At 35.7% G+C, this 17,525-nt stretch carries 15 protein-coding genes; 8 read left to right on the plus strand and 7 right to left on the minus strand.

What is annotated here, in order from left to right; all coding sequences use genetic code 11:
• Window positions 1-37: 37 nt before the first annotated feature.
• The 5 genes from FLA105534_RS11170 to scpA all read left to right on the plus strand — a co-directional run bounded on the left by FLA105534_RS11170 (window position 38) and on the right by scpA (window position 5,897).
• Window positions 38-919 (plus strand): SDR family oxidoreductase, encoded by an 882-nt coding sequence (locus tag FLA105534_RS11170; RefSeq protein WP_173966194.1) that lies wholly within the window; start codon window positions 38-40, stop codon window positions 917-919.
• A gap of 332 nt (window positions 920-1,251) precedes the next feature.
• Window positions 1,252-1,860: a uridine kinase gene (gene udk, locus FLA105534_RS11175; RefSeq protein ID WP_173966195.1), complete on the plus strand. Its 609-nt coding sequence runs from the start codon at window positions 1,252-1,254 to the stop codon at window positions 1,858-1,860.
• Window positions 1,861-2,005: 145 nt separating this feature from the next.
• Window positions 2,006-2,332 carry an FtsB family cell division protein gene (locus tag FLA105534_RS11180; protein ID WP_173966196.1) on the plus strand — a complete coding sequence of 109 codons (327 nt, stop codon included), beginning with the start codon at window positions 2,006-2,008 and terminating at the stop codon, window positions 2,330-2,332.
• Window positions 2,333-2,348: 16 nt separating this feature from the next.
• A complete protein-coding gene (locus tag FLA105534_RS11185; protein WP_173966197.1) occupies window positions 2,349-3,713 on the plus strand; it encodes a methylmalonyl-CoA mutase subunit beta in 1,365 nt (454 codons plus the stop codon).
• Window positions 3,714-3,755: 42 nt separating this feature from the next.
• Window positions 3,756-5,897 carry a methylmalonyl-CoA mutase gene (gene scpA / locus FLA105534_RS11190; protein ID WP_173966198.1) on the plus strand — a complete coding sequence of 714 codons (2,142 nt, stop codon included), beginning with the start codon at window positions 3,756-3,758 and terminating at the stop codon, window positions 5,895-5,897.
• A gap of 238 nt (window positions 5,898-6,135) precedes the next feature.
• Here the strand turns inward: scpA and FLA105534_RS11195 are convergent, their stop codons facing one another.
• The 5 genes from FLA105534_RS11195 to dapF form a co-directional block, all read right to left on the minus strand.
• Entirely contained in the window at window positions 6,136-6,783 is a 648-nt protein-coding gene (locus FLA105534_RS11195) for a peptidoglycan-binding protein LysM (RefSeq protein ID WP_173966199.1), read from the minus strand.
• Between the two features lie 99 nt (window positions 6,784-6,882).
• Window positions 6,883-7,767: a DUF2279 domain-containing protein gene (locus tag FLA105534_RS11200; protein WP_394368049.1), complete on the minus strand. Its 885-nt coding sequence runs from the start codon at window positions 7,765-7,767 to the stop codon at window positions 6,883-6,885.
• Between the two features lie 38 nt (window positions 7,768-7,805).
• Window positions 7,806-8,846 carry an endolytic transglycosylase MltG gene (gene mltG, locus FLA105534_RS11205; protein WP_173966201.1) on the minus strand — a complete coding sequence of 347 codons (1,041 nt, stop codon included), beginning with the start codon at window positions 8,844-8,846 and terminating at the stop codon, window positions 7,806-7,808.
• A gap of 10 nt (window positions 8,847-8,856) precedes the next feature.
• Window positions 8,857-9,390 (minus strand): GNAT family N-acetyltransferase, encoded by a 534-nt coding sequence (locus tag FLA105534_RS11210; protein ID WP_173966202.1) that lies wholly within the window; start codon window positions 9,388-9,390, stop codon window positions 8,857-8,859.
• 54 nt (window positions 9,391-9,444) lie between these two features.
• Window positions 9,445-10,227 carry a diaminopimelate epimerase gene (dapF, locus tag FLA105534_RS11215; RefSeq protein ID WP_173966203.1) on the minus strand — a complete coding sequence of 261 codons (783 nt, stop codon included), beginning with the start codon at window positions 10,225-10,227 and terminating at the stop codon, window positions 9,445-9,447.
• A 140-nt stretch (window positions 10,228-10,367) separates the two neighbouring features.
• On the opposite strand from dapF, the gene FLA105534_RS11220 reads away from it, so the two are divergent.
• Both FLA105534_RS11220 and FLA105534_RS11225 read left to right on the plus strand, forming a co-directional pair.
• Window positions 10,368-11,768 (plus strand): trypsin-like peptidase domain-containing protein, encoded by a 1,401-nt coding sequence (locus FLA105534_RS11220; protein ID WP_173966204.1) that lies wholly within the window; start codon window positions 10,368-10,370, stop codon window positions 11,766-11,768.
• 305 nt (window positions 11,769-12,073) lie between these two features.
• Window positions 12,074-13,522, plus strand: a complete 1,449-nt coding sequence (locus FLA105534_RS11225) for a glyceraldehyde-3-phosphate dehydrogenase (RefSeq protein ID WP_173966205.1) — start codon at window positions 12,074-12,076, stop codon at window positions 13,520-13,522.
• A 118-nt stretch (window positions 13,523-13,640) separates the two neighbouring features.
• Here the strand turns inward: FLA105534_RS11225 and FLA105534_RS11230 are convergent, their stop codons facing one another.
• A complete protein-coding gene (locus FLA105534_RS11230) occupies window positions 13,641-14,099 on the minus strand; it encodes an Lrp/AsnC family transcriptional regulator (RefSeq protein WP_017498637.1) in 459 nt (152 codons plus the stop codon).
• A gap of 200 nt (window positions 14,100-14,299) precedes the next feature.
• Here FLA105534_RS11230 and ald point away from each other — a divergent pair, with 200 nt between their 5' ends.
• Window positions 14,300-15,418 (plus strand): alanine dehydrogenase, encoded by a 1,119-nt coding sequence (gene ald, locus FLA105534_RS11235; protein ID WP_173966206.1) that lies wholly within the window; start codon window positions 14,300-14,302, stop codon window positions 15,416-15,418.
• A 137-nt stretch (window positions 15,419-15,555) separates the two neighbouring features.
• On the opposite strand, the gene pafA is transcribed toward ald, so the two are convergent.
• Window positions 15,556-17,172, minus strand: a complete 1,617-nt coding sequence (gene pafA / locus FLA105534_RS11240) for an alkaline phosphatase PafA (protein ID WP_173966207.1) — start codon at window positions 17,170-17,172, stop codon at window positions 15,556-15,558.
• Window positions 17,173-17,525: the final 353 nt, after the last annotated feature.

Here is a 17,525-nt window from a genome sequence, read left to right on the forward strand (position 1 = left end):
ATTTATTTAATTAATATTGTAATAAAAAGAAAATCATATGAGCTATACAGATAAAATGTTAAGAGATGACGCTTTAAAAGGCAAAGTCATTGTTGTTACTGGCGGAGGAAGCGGTTTAGGAAAAGCTATGACCAAATACTTCTTAGAATTAGGGGCTCAGGTAGCCATTACTTCAAGAGATTTAGATAAGCTTAAAAATACTGCTGCCGAGCTTGAAGCCGAAACCGGAGGAAAATGTTTACCGCTTCAATGCGACGTTCGTCACTATGAAGAAGTGGAGAATATGCTTCAGGAAGTTTTAAAAACTTTTGGAAAAGTGGATGTTCTTTTAAACAATGCTGCCGGAAATTTCATCTCTCCAACAGAACGTTTATCTGCCAATGCTTTTGATACTGTTATTGATATTGTATTAAAAGGATCTAAAAACTGTACGCTAGCCTTTGGCAAACACTGGATCGATACCAAACAAACCTCTGCTACAATTTTAAATATTGTAACGACTTATGCCTGGACAGGATCTGCATATGTAGTACCAAGTGCGACTGCAAAAGCAGGAGTTTTAGCTATGACCCGCAGTTTGGCAGTGGAATGGGCAAAATACGGAATCCGTTCTAACGCAATTGCCCCAGGGCCTTTCCCTACAAAAGGAGCCTGGGACCGACTGTTACCGGGAGATCTGGCCGAAAAATTCGACATGGCAAAAAAAGTACCATTGAAACGCGTAGGCGATCATCAGGAACTGGCTAATCTTGCCGCTTATTTAGTTTCCGATTTTTCAGCTTATGTAAACGGAGATGTTATTACAATTGATGGTGGCGAATGGCTAAAAGGTGCGGGACAATTTAATCTGCTGGAAGCAATTCCTGAAGAACTTTGGGACCAGCTTGAAATGATGATTAAAGCAAAAAAGAATAAATAATTACAAGTGCTTACTAAATTCAGAATACTTTTTTTAAACTATACTGATTGCACAAAATCCCGATGGCCTTGCTATCGGGATTTTTTTTGTATAACTAACTAAAGCTCATAATACCAAAATGGCAGTAGAGGTATACCTGTACGCATTTCCCTACATCAAGTCCCTCATAGGAAAATCAAAATTGCGATTTGATTTACGCAATTCATAATTTATCCAACCAATCCGTGATCTCTATTAAACTTCTGCTTATAAACTCAATTTTACAGTTCGGATTCCATTATCAATCCAGTTAAATTATTATTTTTGCCGTACAAATATATAACACAAATTTTATGCTCATTATTGGACTTGCAGGAGGAACAGGAAGTGGAAAAACAACAGTAGTACACCAAATCATGAATGAATTACCGGACACTGAAGTGGGCGTAATTTCTCAGGATTCGTATTATAAAGAGACTACCAATTTGTCGTTTGACGAAAGAGCATTAATCAACTTTGACCACCCGCGTGCGATAGATTTTGAATTACTGGTAAAGCACCTTAAAGCACTAAAAGCTGGCGAAACTATCGATCAGCCTGTATATTCTTTCATACAGCACAATAGAACTGATGATACGGTTTCAACTCATCCGAGAAAAGTTATGATTGTTGAAGGAATTTTAATTTTAACAAATCCGGAATTACGTGATCTTTTTGACATTAAAATCTTTGTTCACGCAGATTCAGACGAAAGATTAATCAGACGTTTAAAAAGAGACATCTCAGAACGTGGACGTGATATTGACGAAGTTTTAACTCGTTATCAAAACACTTTAAAACCAATGCACGAACAGTTTATAGAACCTTCCAAAGCTTTCGCGGACATTATCATTCCAAACGACAAATACAATACCGTTGCAATTGATGTTGTCCGGGCTGTAATTAATCAACGAATTTTATAATTTTTATTGTAAATTTATTGCATCAAAATTAGAAGATCCATTTAACCTTTTGTGCCTTACACGGGCACAAAAGGATTATCACTTCTACCAGAATCAAAAACACCAATCGAAATTACACAATACAAGCGGTTAAATAAAAACTAAAATGAAAAATCCATATAAAAACAAAAAATGGTTCAAACTCCTGGGAAACAAATATGTTTGGGTGTTATTATTTTTTGTAGTATGGATGTTATTCTTAGATAATTATTCTTATTTTGATCATCGTTTTCTGGACAACCAAATCCACGAATTACAAGACAATAAAAAATACTATCAGGACGAAATAAAAAAAGATCAGGAACAGATCAAACAGCTTAAAAATCCTGAACAAATAGAGAAATATGCCCGCGAGAAGTACTTTATGAAAAAAGACAGCGAAGATATTTACATCATCCAATTTGAAGGAGACACCATTCAAGATAAAGAATAACCCGAAAAAATACCCAATGGCCACTACCCTATTCGACGATTTTAACCCGATTTCATCCAAACAATGGAAACAAAAAATTCAGTTTGAATTAGATGGAGCCGATTACAACCAGACTGTAATTTGGAATTCTCCCGAAGACATTCAGGTAAAACCATTTTACCACAGTGATGAATTCACAAAAGCTGCAACTGTACAAACTCAAGCTTCAAACTTTAAAATTTGCCAAAACATTTTTGTTTACGATATCGAGAAATCGATTCAAAGAGCTATCAATACACTTGAAAGAGGTGCTGAAAGCTTACGATTTACAATCGAAAACGAAACCACTGATATTGAAAAATTACTGGAAGCACTCCCTTTAGAAAATAGAATCGTTTACTTTAATTTGAATTTTATTTCAATCGATTTCGCACAACTATTAGACCGTATTTCAATTCAAAAGAAAGCGATTTTCTACTGTAACATTGACCCTATTGGTCATTTGGCGAGAGAAGGAAACTGGTTTACAACAGCCGAGAAAAGCAATTTTGAGACCCTCGAAAAAATATCAAAAACTGTATCCAATATTTCCATTTTAAGCATCGATTCCGGCTTATATCAAAATTCCGGCGCTAATATTACACAACAAATCGCTTACAGTTTAGCACATGCTAACGAATACCTAAACCGATTTCCCAATTCGCCCCAACCAATTGTTTTTGAAGTCTCAGTAGGAACCAATTATTTCTTTGAAATTGCCAAGCTTCGTGCATTGCGAATGCTTTTCAACTTAATTGCCGCTGAATACAATTCCGGTTTAAAATGTCATTTATTGGTCACTCCAACCAAACGAAATAAAACGATATACGACTATAACGTCAACATGCTGCGTACCACAACAGAATGCATGTCGGCTATTTTAGGCGGTGCAGATGCTGTAGCCAACTTACCTTACGATTCTTTGTACCATAAGGACAATGAATTTGGTGACCGAATTGCCCGCAATCAATTGCTGGTTTTAAAACACGAAAGTTACTTTGACAAAGTCGACAATCCGGCAGATGGAAGTTATTACATTGAAAGCCTGACCCTACAGCTGGCCGAAAAAAGCTTAGCCTTGTTTAAAGACATCGAAGCAAACGGAGGTTTCTTAAAACTTTTGAACGACGGATCAATCAAAAAGAAAATCCAGGAAAGTGCCGCAAAAGAGCAGGAATTGTTCGACTCTAAAAAAGAAATTTTGTTAGGTACGAACAAACATCCGAACAAAGAAGACAAAATGAAACATGATTTAGAATTGTTTCCTTTCGTGAAAGTAAAACCAAGAAAAACATTAATTACTCCAATAATAGAAAAAAGACTGGCTGAAAAACTTGAGCAGGAACGTCTAGAACTTGAATAAACTTTTAAAGTAGTTAATTAAACCATACAACGAAGAGTCTCCATGATTAGAAAAGACCTTACACATATTACGTTAGATGTCGACAGTGCAAAGTTAGACGTGCAGAAGCCTGACTCAGAATCCCCACTTCAGAACTTCACAACAGCTGAAGGGATTGAGCTCAAAAAAAAGTACGCTGGCAAAGATATTGAAGATTTAGAGTTTCTGAATTTCGGAGCCGGATTTGCACCAAATTTACGCGGACCTTATGCTACAATGTACGTAAGACGTCCATGGACGATTCGTCAATATGCAGGGTTTTCAACCGCAGAAGAAAGCAATGCTTTTTACAGAAGAAATTTAGCTGCCGGACAAAAAGGACTTTCCATTGCTTTTGACCTACCAACCCATCGAGGTTATGATTCAGATCATGAGCGGGTAGTTGGTGATGTTGGAAAAGCCGGAGTAGCAATCGATTCTGTCGAAGACATGAAAGTATTGTTCGATCAGATTCCACTAGACGAAATGTCGGTTTCGATGACGATGAATGGAGCCGTTTTACCTATTATGGCTTTTTATATCGTTGCTGCCGAAGAACAAGGTGTATCTATTGAAAAATTATCCGGAACCATCCAAAACGATATCCTGAAAGAGTTCATGGTACGTAATACTTACATTTACCCACCAACTCCTTCGATGAAAATCATCGCTGATATTTTTGAATTTACGAGCAAAAAAATGCCAAAATTCAATTCTATTTCTATTTCTGGATATCACATGCAGGAAGCCGGTGCTACTGCCGATATTGAATTGGCTTATACCTTGGCAGATGGTCTTGAGTATATTAGAACCGGACTTTCAACGGGAATGACTATTGACGATTTTGCTCCAAGATTGTCTTTCTTTTGGGCCATTGGAATGAATCACTTTATGGAAATTGCCAAAATGAGAGCCGGTCGAATGATTTGGGCAAAATTAGTACAACAATTCAATCCTAAAAGTGACAAATCTTTAGCCCTGAGAACACATTGTCAAACCAGTGGCTGGAGTTTAACAGAACAGGATCCTTTTAACAATGTAGCCAGAACTTGTATCGAGGCCACAGCGGCAGCCTTTGGCGGAACACAATCACTCCATACAAATGCGCTAGATGAAGCTATTGCTTTACCTACTGATTTCTCGGCAAGAATTGCCCGAAATACACAAATCTTTCTACAGGAAGAAACTAAAATTACCAAAACGGTTGATCCTTGGGGAGGAAGTTATTATGTTGAAAGCCTTACCGATGAAATCCTGAAAAGTACCTGGAAACTGATTGAAGAAGTCGAGGAACTAGGCGGAATGACAAAAGCCATTGAAGCCGGAATTCCAAAATTGAGAATCGAAGAAGCAGCAGCAAGAAAACAAGCAAGAATAGACAGCGGACAAGATATAATTGTAGGTGTAAATCAATATCGTTTAGAAAAAGAAGATCCTTTGCATATTCTGGATGTTGACAACCAAATGGTACGTAAACAGCAAATCGATCAGCTTACAACAATTAAAGAAACAAGAGATACTGAAAAAGTAAATCAATCACTCGAAAAATTAATTCATTGTGCAAAAACCGGAGAAGGGAACTTACTCGCAATTGCAATTGAAGCCGCCCGAAACAGAGCGACTTTAGGAGAAATTAGCGATGCTCTTGAAAGTGTATTCGGCAGATTCAAAGCACAAATTAAATCCTTTAGCGGTGTGTATAGTGCAGCAATAAAAAACGACGAGAATTTTGAAAAGGCAAAACAATTAGCAGATGCCTTTGCCAAACAGGAAGGAAGACGTCCGAGAATTATGATTGCAAAAATGGGTCAGGACGGACATGACCGAGGCGCAAAAGTAGTGGCTACGGGTTATGCCGATGTAGGTTTCGACGTAGACATAGGTCCGCTATTCCAAACGCCAGCTGAAGCTGCCAAACAAGCTGTTGAAAATGACGTTCACATTCTAGGTGTTTCATCACTCGCTGCCGGGCATAAAACTCTGGTGCCTCAGGTTATTGAAGAACTTAAAAAACACGGACGGGAAGATATTATGGTCATAGTGGGAGGAGTAATTCCGGCACAGGATTATCAATTTCTCTTTGATGCCGGAGCAGTAGCTGTATTTGGTCCAGGAACAAAAATTAGTGAAGCTGCTATTAAAATTTTAGAAATTTTAATTGATTAAAATGTAATATACAAAAGATAAACTAATTCCAAGAGAGACAAATGTCTCTCTTTTTTTATCCAGTATTTTCAATTTTCACTCCAACGAAAAACCTTTAACCTTTATCAGAGTCCTACTGTCATTTGAAATGACACATAGCGACAATTCACATCTAAAATATCATTCAATATTATCAATTAAAAGCAAGCATAAAAAAACCTGCTTTAAAAAGCAGGTTTCTTATAAAATTTACATTTTTTTAATGCTGTATCGTAGCGTTACTATCGGCTTCAATATAAGAAAGATCGTAACCTGCAAAGGCTTTCAGGTAACTTTTTAATGAAGTTCCGTAGGCATCTCTAAAATGTTGGCCTCCTTTGTTCTTAAAAAAGTTTTTAACTGAACCGGCACCTCCAAGATGTGCAGCAGCTAAAATACCAGATTCGGTAATTTCAATACCATTGATCACTTTCCCTTCATACCTTTCAATTTCATTACGTAAAATCCACTTGTTCTTAGACAATAGCGCAATAAATGCTTTTTCTTGTAAGGCAGGATCTTTTAAAAAGGCTTTGTTGTTTCGAACACCTATGGCTCTCAGTGCCTGAGTCCCAAATTGATATTTTCCCATATAACCAAGTGAATTTACCAAACGATATTTTCCTTGAGATTCTTTAAAAGCGACGGCCTCTTTGAAACCAATAAGACGCTTTCCAGTAAATGGGGTGTTTAATTTGTGTAAGGTAGGATAATCATCCTCTTCCTGCGATGGAAATAAGTATTCAGATCCATCTGTTTTTTCTATTAGAAACCACGGTTTGGTTTCCAGATTAAAGGGTTTAAAACCCAAAGTCAAAAATGTAATAATAACGATCAAACTCGCATAAAAATACCACTTCTTTATCATAAATTGTTTTTCTTCAAAACGCTGTCACCTTTTTGAAATTTCTACGGTGCAAAGGTAATAAAAAACAAACAATATTGACAATCAACAAGTTAAGGTTTTCTAAAAATAGAAGGCATGTGCTTTAAGCCCTTTATTGGCGGAGTATTCGAGAGTTGGAGCCGGAATTTTTATCGTGTTAAAAACTGAAAAAATAGTTTTCAAAAAATGTGATTTTGTTTCAATTTTCGTCAAATCCACATCAAAACTAAGATAAATCTGACGAAATCTTTCAGGGTTTTGGGCTAAATCGGCATTATCTTTTTGTAAATTTCCTGTTAACATTCCATCCGCTCCATAACCAAAAGCCAGATTTAACCACTTTGGGATTTTGCTTTGTTTTGCAAAAGAATGAAGGTTTACAGAAAGCCAATAAGTCTGCCCATTGTAATCTTTTAAGACCTGTTCGTTTAACGAACTTCCCAATACCTTAGGTCTTAAATTTGCGTAATGTGTAGTGTGAAAAGAGAATTTTGGAGTAATGCGCTGTTCTTTCCAAAGTAATTCCTGAGAAACATATAAGGCAGTACCCGTTACATTGGCAATAATATCTCCTGAAGAAGCACCCCATTCGGTCGAAAAGCCATCCAAAACTTCAACGGCAGTTAAAAAGGCAAAACCTAAACCTGCTCCATAAATCAGTTGCTTTTTTTGATCGGCACCACTCCAGTTCATCATTTCAGCTCCAAACCTACCTAAATGATACGCAGAATACATATGCCCTACTTTATCCATCTGAAGCCATTCGTTATTATCATTTATAAAATGAAAATTAGAACGAGGATAATCAGCATACCAAAGCTGGTTTAATCCTAGTAATGTTACTGAAGCCAAAGTAGCTTCAGTAACGATAACTGTATTTTGTCGCTTATTATTTAAAGTGTCCGAAAGCGTTAAAAAACTTTCGAACCTGCTTTGGGCGTTCACAGAAAAAACACCCGGCAACATCAAAACCGATAAGAAAAATATATTTTTAAAACTCAAAACTATCTTGTTACTCCCTGACTGGCAATCCAGTCTGAATATTTTTTTGCATTTACATTATGCTCGGCCAAAGTAGAAGCAAACTCGTGGTATCCAAAGCGTTCAACACTGGCACAAAAATAAATATAATCGTTTTTTTCCGGATTTAAAACGGCTTCCAGAGCTGTAATATCAGGCATCGCGATTGGTCCTGGGGGAAGTCCAATATTCACATAGGTATTGTATGGAGATTTCATAATCAAATCGTTATAAAACACTCTTTTGATTACCTGATCGAAATTATTGTCTTTTAGTTTTAAAGCATAAATTACGGTCGGATCTGCCTGTAGTGGCATTTCTAAACGCAAACGATTCAAATAAACACCGGCAATACGGGGTCTTTCATCTTTTTTTACTGACTCTTTATGAACGATCGAAGCTAGAATAGTAACCTGAACCGGAGTTAATCCCTGTTTTTTTGCTTTTTCAATTCTCTCAGCAGTCCAGAAATTATGGTATTCCTTGATCATTTTATCACGAAACTTCTCTGCAGAAGTATTCCAATAAATTTCATAAGTATTTGGAATAAACATGGCAAAGACATTGTCTTCGTTGAAACCGTTTGCTGCCAAAAATTCCGGATCTTTAAAGGCTTTCATTAAAGATAAACTATCGGCCTCGATTTCAGAGCCTACTCTTCCGGCAAAATTTTCCAATCTCTCCTGATTATTAAAAGCTAATTTTACCGGAACATTAGAACGCATAGCACGAACCAAATCCATATTGTTCATGTCTTTTTTAAGCAAAAAACGACCTGGCTTTACATTTTCAGGATAACTTCTTTTGTTAGCCACCATTTCAAAATCTTCAAAATTCTTGATATAGGGCTCCAATATTTTCTTCACATCGGTGTAATTCGCTCCAGTTGGAACATACACGTACAATTCTTTCTCCTCGAATTTGGTATTGGCACTGAAGATTTTACTAATTAAAATAAATCCGTAAATCATTAAAACTGAAATTACGGCAACAGCAGTTAACGTGATGATTTTTTTTATGCTCAAAGTTTTAAATTTAAATTTGTTTGTTAATTAACTGAAACATTGCTTCGTCCTGATACTGGTTATGGAGCAAAATCCAATCTTTCTTAATTCCTATTTTCTCAAAGCCAAATTTAGTAAAAAGAGCTACACTTGCTGCATTTCCCACAGCAATATTTGCATATAATTGGTGCAAATTTAAATTGTGAAATGCATAGTTAATTAAAAGCCCTAATGCCTCAGATCCAACTTTTTGATTTCTGTTTTCATCCTTTTGAATGACAATTCCAATACCTGCTCTGTTATTTTTTGGATCAAATTCAAACAAGTCAATTAATCCAATCGCCGGAAAGTCCTGATCCTGACAAATAGCCAAACGCAATTGCTTGGCTTCATAAATATCCTGTTGTGCATTTTCAAGATATTGGCGTATCAAAAACCTACTGTAAGGTGTCTGTGTGTTACTCACTTCCCAAATGCTTTCATCATTTTCCATGGCATACACAAACTCCAAATCATTAGGTTCTAATGCACGCAGATAAATCGAATCGCCTTTGAGTGTTATCATGTAATTTTAGATTTTAGATTGCTGATTTTTGAATGGTCTTTGTGCTCTTTGTGATTAAATTTCAATAGTTCCTTTGAAAACAAATTTAGCAGGTCCTGTCAAAAAAACATTGGTAAAATTATCTCCAGATTTGTCAAAAGAAACGACCAGTTTACCGCCTTCAACATTCAGATTAATGGAAGTTTCATTTGTTAAACCAATAGCATTCATCGCGATTGCTACTGCGGTTGCTCCTGTTCCGCAAGCCAAAGTTTCATCTTCAACACCTCTTTCATAAGTACGCAATGAAAAGGTACTGTCATCTACTTTTTTCACAAAATTAATGTTACTTCCTTTTTCTCCGTATAACTCACCATAACGAATTGCCGTACCATTTTCTTTCACATTGTAGTGCTCTAAATCATCCACAATCTGCACATGATGTGGCGAACCAGTATTTAAAAAAGTATAAGAATCATTCTTTTGCACTTCATCAACATCAATCATCTGCAATGAAATAATAGCATCCTCCCCTACCGAAGCATGATGCAAACCATCGGTCGCAATAAAAGTAGTTTTATCTTCAATCACCCCCAATTGATTAGCAAAAGCGACCAGACAACGGCCACCATTTCCACACATCGAACTCTGATTACCATCTGAATTATAATAGACCATTCTAAAGTCGGTTTCGGTATCATTTTCTAACAAAATAAGTCCATCCGCACCTATCCCGAAACGCCTGTCGCACAAGCGTTCAATCAATTTAATATTTTCTTTTGGGAAGAACTCTGATCGGTTGTCAATCATAACAAAATCGTTCCCTGTACCTTGGTATTTATAAAATTCTATTTGCATTTTTTTTACATTAATAAACACAAAAGTACGAACAAATAATTAATGAAATGTTAATCAATGTTAAAGAGCGTTAAACCGTTTTATCAAATAATTTTTTGAAGTATTTTTACGTTAAAATAACCAATAATATAAACTGTAATATGAAAAGATTTTCAACCTTATTTTTAGTTTCACTACTTAGTGGTGCAACTACCCTTGGTGCTTACAAATTATTATTTGAAAGCAACAATTCTTTTTTTGGAAGAGGAAATTCTGTTGTTACTCTTGCCCCAAATTCATTTGGAAGAAACGTAGCCTTATCTGCCGAAACGGTTGATTTTACAGCAGCCGCAGATAAAACCATTCACACTGTGGTTCACGTAAAAAATGTTTCGCGAAGAACAGTCAGCAACCCAATGATGGAATTTTTCTACGGTTACGGAGGTCAACAGCAGCAAGAGCAAGTTGGAACCGGATCCGGAGTTATCATTTCGGAAGACGGATACATTGTAACCAACAATCATGTGATTAAAGATGCTACAGAAATCGAAATTACTTTAAACAATAAAAAGTCATACAAAGCTAAATTAGTTGGAACCGATTCTAAAATGGATATTGCCTTACTAAAAATTAATGCTGATGAAAAATTACCTTATACCGCTTTTGCCAATTCTGATTCTGTAAAAATCGGAGAATGGGTTTTGGCAGTAGGGAATCCGTATAATTTAACTTCTACTGTTACAGCCGGAATTGTTTCGGCAAAAGCCAGAAATCTGGATACAAACGGAATCCAGTCTTTCATTCAGACCGATGCTGCAGTAAATCCCGGAAATAGCGGTGGCGCCTTAGTAAATACCAGAGGTGAATTGATTGGTATTAACACAATGATATCTTCGATGACAGGTTCCTATGTAGGCTATTCGTTTGCCGTTCCGTCTAATATCGCCCGAAAAATAATCGAAGACATTATGGAATTCGGGAATGTACAAAGAGGTATCTTGGGTGTTGAAGGTGGCGAATTAAACAGTACCGCTTCTAAAGAATTAGGAATTACAGAAACACAAGGATTCTACATTAGTAAAGTATCCAAAAATTCCGGCGCTGAAAAAGCTGGGCTTGGTAAAGGGGATATCATCGTTAAACTTGACGACCAAAATATTGCAACTTATGCAGATTTATCAGGTTACATCAACACAAAACGCCCGAATGATGTCGTTAAGGTAACCTATATCAAAGATGGAAAAACCAAAACAGTACCGGTAACTTTAAGTAAAAATGAATTTTTCAGTACCGAGTTTAAAGGAATCGAATTAGAAAATATCGATGCTTCGGATAAAAAGAGATTCAAAATTGATTATGGTGTAAAAATCAGAAGTATAACCAACGAAAATTTAATGCAGTATCAAAATGAACTGCAAGGCAATATCATCTTGAGTATTGATAATGTAAAAGCAACCAATATAGAAACGGTTTCTAAACTTTTAAACAGAAAAAATGACGGACAAAGTGTACGTCTTGAAATGATTAGTAAATCGGGTGAAATTCTCCGAATTATTATTTAAGTTTCCCTTTTGCAGTCTCAGTTTTCAGTCTCGATTTACAGTTTGTTTTCCACTGGAAACTGCCAACTGAGACTGAAAACTCATAAAAAAGTCATCTTAGAAATAAGGTGACTTTTTTGTTTTCCTTCACAAATGAACTCCCATTTTCATTATCATAAGCTCATTTTTTAACTAATTAGGAAAAAATATTTTTTATACAAATTTCAAAAATAAATCATAAAACAGTTTACGAAATCGATTGAAATGGGTACTTTTGCGCAAAATTTAAAAATATTCGTGTATTTATTTTTTCAATTTAATCAATTATGAGCAAAAAATCTTTGTACCAAAAAGAGGTATCATTACAAGTCGACCGAAGAAGAGCTGGTGTCGAATTAATTAAAATCATAAGCGATTTATGGTATGACAAATCCATTGAGATGGTTCTTTTCAAAAACCAATTACTGGATCAAAATGTCAGCGATATTATCAATTTGCATCAATATGCCGGTGAATTTGTAGGCAAGCCTATCACCATTTTTGATTCAGTTGAAATCGCCAGAGTAGTTTTATCTTTAGATCTTCCACCTGCAAAATTAGATCTTGGAAAACTAACTTATGAATATCGTTTGGAAGATGAAAAATATCCTGATGCGCGATATTTTGTAATCGACAAATTGAAAGAAGCAAAATCTTCTGAAGAAATTCAGCCAAAAGATGTTGTTTTATATGGTTTTGGAAGAATTGGCCGTTTATTAGCCAGAGAATTAATGTCTAAAACCGGAAAAGGAAATCAATTGCGACTGAGAGCGATTGTTACCAGAGACAAAAATGACGCTTCAACATTAGAGAAAAGAGCTTCTCTTTTAAGATACGATTCAATACATGGAGATTTTCAGGGGTCTGTTACAGCCGATCCAAAGAACAATGCATTAATTATCAACGGAACCACCGTTCATATCATTACAGCAAATTCACCGGAAGAAATTGATTATACTTTATACGGAATCAATGAGGCCTTAGTTATTGACAATACCGGAGCTTTTACAACAGAAGAAGCTTTAAAAAGACACTTAACTTCTAAAGGAGCCAGTAAAGTTTTATTGACTGCACCTGGAAAAGGAGTTCCAAATATCGTTCACGGAGTAAACCACAACGAGTACAATCCTGACGAAATTGATATTTTCTCTGCTGCATCCTGCACGACAAATGCTATCACACCAGTATTAAAAGCTGTTGAAGATACTTTAGGAGTAGTAAAAGGACACTTAGAAACTATCCATGCCTATACAAACGACCAGAATTTGGTTGACAATATGCATAAAAAATATCGTCGCGGAAGAGCTGCAGCTTTAAACATGGTCATTACCGAAACGGGGGCCGGAAGTGCTGTTGCAAAAGCATTGCCATCATTAGAAGGAAAATTAACATCTAATGCCATCAGAGTCCCTGTTCCAAATGGTTCATTGGTAGTTTTAAACTTAGAAGTTAAAAAAGCAACTTCGATCCCGGCTATCAATAAGATCATGAAGAAATACGCTTTGGAAGGCGAACTAGTAGAGCAAATCAAGTATTCGTTGAATAACGAATTGGTTTCATCTGACATTGTAGGAACATCAGCCCCTTCAATTTATGACAGTAATGCTACAATTGTATCTAAAGACGGAAAGAACATTGTATTGTACATTTGGTACGATAACGAATACGGCTATAGCCACCAGGTAATTCGTCTGGCGAAATACATTGCCAAAGTAAGACGTTTTACTTACTACTAGGATACACCGAAACCATTAATACAGCAAAAGCCATCAAGTTTTCTTGATGGCTTTTGTATTTTAGTTTTAGTCACTTCAATTCTACTCGATTAAAACGAATCCATAGCACTTTTGTAAACTATATTGGTAAAACAGTAGTACTCTTTACCTCTGAAATTACAAAAACGGTATTGATCAGAGAAACTTCAGGAAGAACGGCTAATTTTTTCTGATGAAAATGATGAAAACTTTCCATATCGGGAATGACAACTTTCAACATATAATCAAAATTTCCCGAAACATAATTACACTCCACCACTTCAGGCAGATTTAAAATAGACTGATTGAATCCTTCCGAAGTATCATAAGTCTGCTTCGTGAGGGTCACCTGACAATACACCGTTAAATTATTACCGAGTTTTTTCTTGTTTAAAATAGAAACATACTTCTCTATAACACCCTCTTTTTCAAGACGTTTCACCCTGTCATGAACCGGTGTCAAAGACAGGTTTATCTTGTTCGCAATATCCTTTAAAGTATAATGCGCATTTTCCTGTAAAAGTCGTAAGATTTTCTTGTCAATTTCATCTAAAGCCATAACGAAAACGTTTTCATTGATTAATAAAATTTAGTCATTTTTTCTTTTTAGAGGCAATTTGCTTTCCAGAAACAGTATATTTTTCTGTAAAAGTATAAAATAGAATAATATTTTCTTATTTATTCCACATTAATCAATAATATATTCTCTATCTGTAGTTTTGTAAAACAATTTCAACAAAAAATAAAAAAGATAACAAAATGATAATAGGTGTTCCAAAAGAAATCAAAAATAATGAGAACCGTGTAGCATTAACTCCAGCAGGAGTTTCTGAAATGAAAAAACACGGACATACTGTTTATGTACAAGCTACTGCCGGTTTAGGAAGTGGTTTCGGTGACGATGAGTATGCAAATGCAGGTGCGGTAGTTTTAGGAACTATTGAAGAAGTATACGCAATTGCTGAAATGATCATTAAAGTAAAAGAACCAATTGCTTCTGAGTATCCATTAATCAAGAAAGATCAATTATTATTCACTTATTTCCACTTTGCTTCATCAGAGCCATTGACTCACGCTATGCTTGAAAAAGGTGCTGTATGTTTAGCTTATGAAACAGTTGAAAAAGCTGACCGTAGTTTACCATTATTAGTACCAATGTCTGAAGTAGCTGGTCGTATGGCTATCCAACAAGGGGCAAAATACCTTGAAAAACCATTAAAAGGAAGAGGAATTCTTTTAGGAGGTGTTCCAGGTGTACCACCAGCAAAAGTATTGGTTTTAGGTGGTGGAATCGTAGGAACTCAGGCTGCTAAAATGGCTGCTGGTCTAGGTGCTCAGGTAACTATCATGGACTTAAGCTTACCACGTTTACGTTATTTAGATGATATCATGCCAGCTAACGTAAATACAGAAATGTCTAACCACTACAACATCACAAAAGCAATCGCTACAGCTGATTTAATTGTTGGTGCTGTTTTAATTCCAGGAGCAAAAGCACCTCACTTGATCACTCGTGATATGTTAAAATTAATGCGTCCGGGAACTGTTGTTGTTGACGTAGCTGTAGATCAGGGTGGATGTATCGAAACTTGTACTCCTACAACTCACGAAAATCCAACTTTCATTATTGATGACATTGTTCACTATTGTGTAGCTAATATGCCGGGAGCTGTTCCTTACACTTCTACTTTAGCTTTAACAAATGCTACTTTACCATACGCTGTACAATTAGCAAACAAAGGATGGGAAAAAGCTTGTAACGAAAACGAAGAATTGAAAAAAGGATTAAACATCGCTAATGGAAAAATCCTTTATAAAGGAGTTGCAGAAGCTTGGAATCTACCTTTCAACGAAGAATTAGTGTTAACAAACGCATAGTATTAACATTAAAATAAGTGCTTACTAAAAAACACTATCAAAAGGCTTTTCTTAATTGAGAAGCCTTTTTTTTATACCTATAAAAAAACCTGTCATGAAAAACAAGACAGGCTTTTTTATTATTTTATAAGTATGAACTATTTTTCATCCAAAACTTCCTGCAATACTTTTGCTTCGGTTCCATTTGGAAAAGTCACTTTAATTTTTTGTGCTATTGTCGGAGCAATTTCTGTAATGGCTTTTTTATCATAGGATTCTCCTTTTTTAATGTGCCATCCATAAAAAATAGCAGGAACGTGAGTATCATAACTATAAGGCGTTCCGTGCGATGTTCCTGTCGTAGAATATTCAATATCTCCAGGCTTATCAAGAATAATCAAATCTCCATTTTGAGTTACATCGTACCCTTTTGCTACAAAATCAAGGTAATAATCTTTACCTGAATTGGCTAAAATTTCTTCCTCTGTATATACTCTTTTAACTTGCGGCTGTGAAATTAAAAACTCTTTAAAAGTCTGTTTCACTTTTACTAAATCAAGTCCTTTTTTCTTAATAATTTGCTTATTCAAAAAGATATTAAAGTTAGAATAATTCGTGATCAAATCCACACCAAATGTTTTTGTTGAAAAATCCTGCAGACTCTTCCTAACATCCTTAACTGGGTAATTATTAACATTATATTTTCTGTCTTTTAAGTAAATTACATTCTCAGCTCCTGCGTGATCCGCTGTTAAGAATAGTAAGTAGTTATCTTTCCCTACAGTCTTGTCCAAATAATTCAAAAAGTCAGCTATCGTCTGATCTAGTCTCAAATAAGTATCCTGAAGTTCCATTGATCTTGGCCCAAGTAAATGCCCTACGTAATCTGTAGAAGAAAAACTAACAGTCAGAAAATCCGTAATATCATCTTTTCCTAATTCTTCCTTCTCGATAGCTTTCATCGCAAACTCAGCTAATAAATCATTACCGTACGGAGTAGCTCTTAAGATTCCTGCATCATTTTTCTCATACATAGTCTTCAAATCATATGGAAAAACAGGAGCGGCACTTCCGTACAACTTTCCTTCATATGGATTATCATCTGGCAAACTTTCATTATAAACTGAAGCTGGCTTATACAAATCCCAACCTTTATTGATATAAGGCATATAATGTTTCTCACTATTGAACGTTGAAACCCATTCCGGAAGCTTTTCTCCGTAGAAAGTACTTGAAATAAACGAACCAGTCTTACTGTACCAAAATGCCCAATTCGCAAAATGTCCAGCCGGCAAAATCGCCCCACGATCCTTAAGACTCATACCAATCACTTTTCCAGCAAAATTGGTTGCCATTCTAACTTCATCGGTAATCGTAGTGCTCAACAGGTTTTTAGGCGACATTGCCCCTTCTTCCACGGTACCATCTCCTACTGTTTTTACACCCGCATCGTCAGTACAATATGTTTCCTTACCAAGCGTTCTGCTAAACCATTCATTCCCTACAATTCCATGGGTTGCAGGCGTAGTACCTGTATAAATAGAAGCGTGTCCAGGCGCAGTATATGTAGGCATATAATTATAATGCATATTTTGAAAAGTATATCCATTATTCATCAATCGTTTAAATCCATTAGACGAAAAATCATCTGAGAACCGATACAAGTATTCCATTTTCATCTGGTCTACCACAATACCTACCACCAACTTAGGGCGCTGTTGAGCACTTAAATTTGAAATCACAAATAGTGTCAACAATACAATAGTTTTTTTCATACTTAAATTATAATGTTTCAAACAAAAATACTGATTCACTTTTAAAAAAAACCACCATACCAACTTAAAAAACTAAAATCGACTATAATTTAACAGAATCAAAACTAATAAGATAACTATGGCGTTTCCCTTCGGGTCGGGCTGTACGCTAAATCTTTTGTGATAGAAGTTTTAACTGATTTAAGAAAATGCCAGCTATCACAAAAGGATACCGCTGCCATCCCTAACGCAGTCAACGATAGAAAGAGTACCTAAAAGAAAAAGCCCTGAAAGGGCAAAAAAACTAATTCTTACTAGTTTTCGATAACCAAAAATCAATCTCTTCCAGGAAATACTATTCAAAATAATATAAA

The sequence above is a fragment of the Flavobacterium collinsii genome (assembly GCF_902804485.1).
Classification (GTDB): Bacteria; Bacteroidota; Bacteroidia; order Flavobacteriales; family Flavobacteriaceae; genus Flavobacterium; species Flavobacterium collinsii.

Excerpts from the sequence above, each read along its gene's own strand:
- FLA105534_RS11170 (WP_173966194.1), top strand. The coding sequence starts at position 38 with ATGAGCTATACAGATAAAATGTTAAGAGATGACGCTTTAAAAGGCAAA.
- udk (WP_173966195.1), top strand. The coding sequence starts at position 1,252 with ATGCTCATTATTGGACTTGCAGGAGGAACAGGAAGTGGAAAAACAACA.
- FLA105534_RS11180 (WP_173966196.1), top strand. The coding sequence starts at position 2,006 with ATGAAAAATCCATATAAAAACAAAAAATGGTTCAAACTCCTGGGAAAC.
- FLA105534_RS11185 (WP_173966197.1), top strand. The coding sequence starts at position 2,349 with ATGGCCACTACCCTATTCGACGATTTTAACCCGATTTCATCCAAACAA.
- scpA (WP_173966198.1), top strand. The coding sequence starts at position 3,756 with ATGATTAGAAAAGACCTTACACATATTACGTTAGATGTCGACAGTGCA.
- FLA105534_RS11195 (WP_173966199.1), bottom strand. The coding sequence starts at position 6,783 with ATGATAAAGAAGTGGTATTTTTATGCGAGTTTGATCGTTATTATTACA.
- FLA105534_RS11200 (WP_394368049.1), bottom strand. The coding sequence starts at position 7,767 with ATGTTGCCGGGTGTTTTTTCTGTGAACGCCCAAAGCAGGTTCGAAAGT.
- FLA105534_RS11210 (WP_173966202.1), bottom strand. The coding sequence starts at position 9,390 with ATGATAACACTCAAAGGCGATTCGATTTATCTGCGTGCATTAGAACCT.
- dapF (WP_173966203.1), bottom strand. The coding sequence starts at position 10,227 with ATGCAAATAGAATTTTATAAATACCAAGGTACAGGGAACGATTTTGTT.
- FLA105534_RS11220 (WP_173966204.1), top strand. The coding sequence starts at position 10,368 with ATGAAAAGATTTTCAACCTTATTTTTAGTTTCACTACTTAGTGGTGCA.
- FLA105534_RS11225 (WP_173966205.1), top strand. The coding sequence starts at position 12,074 with ATGAGCAAAAAATCTTTGTACCAAAAAGAGGTATCATTACAAGTCGAC.
- FLA105534_RS11230 (WP_017498637.1), bottom strand. The coding sequence starts at position 14,099 with ATGGCTTTAGATGAAATTGACAAGAAAATCTTACGACTTTTACAGGAA.
- ald (WP_173966206.1), top strand. The coding sequence starts at position 14,300 with ATGATAATAGGTGTTCCAAAAGAAATCAAAAATAATGAGAACCGTGTA.
- pafA (WP_173966207.1), bottom strand. The coding sequence starts at position 17,172 with ATGAAAAAAACTATTGTATTGTTGACACTATTTGTGATTTCAAATTTA.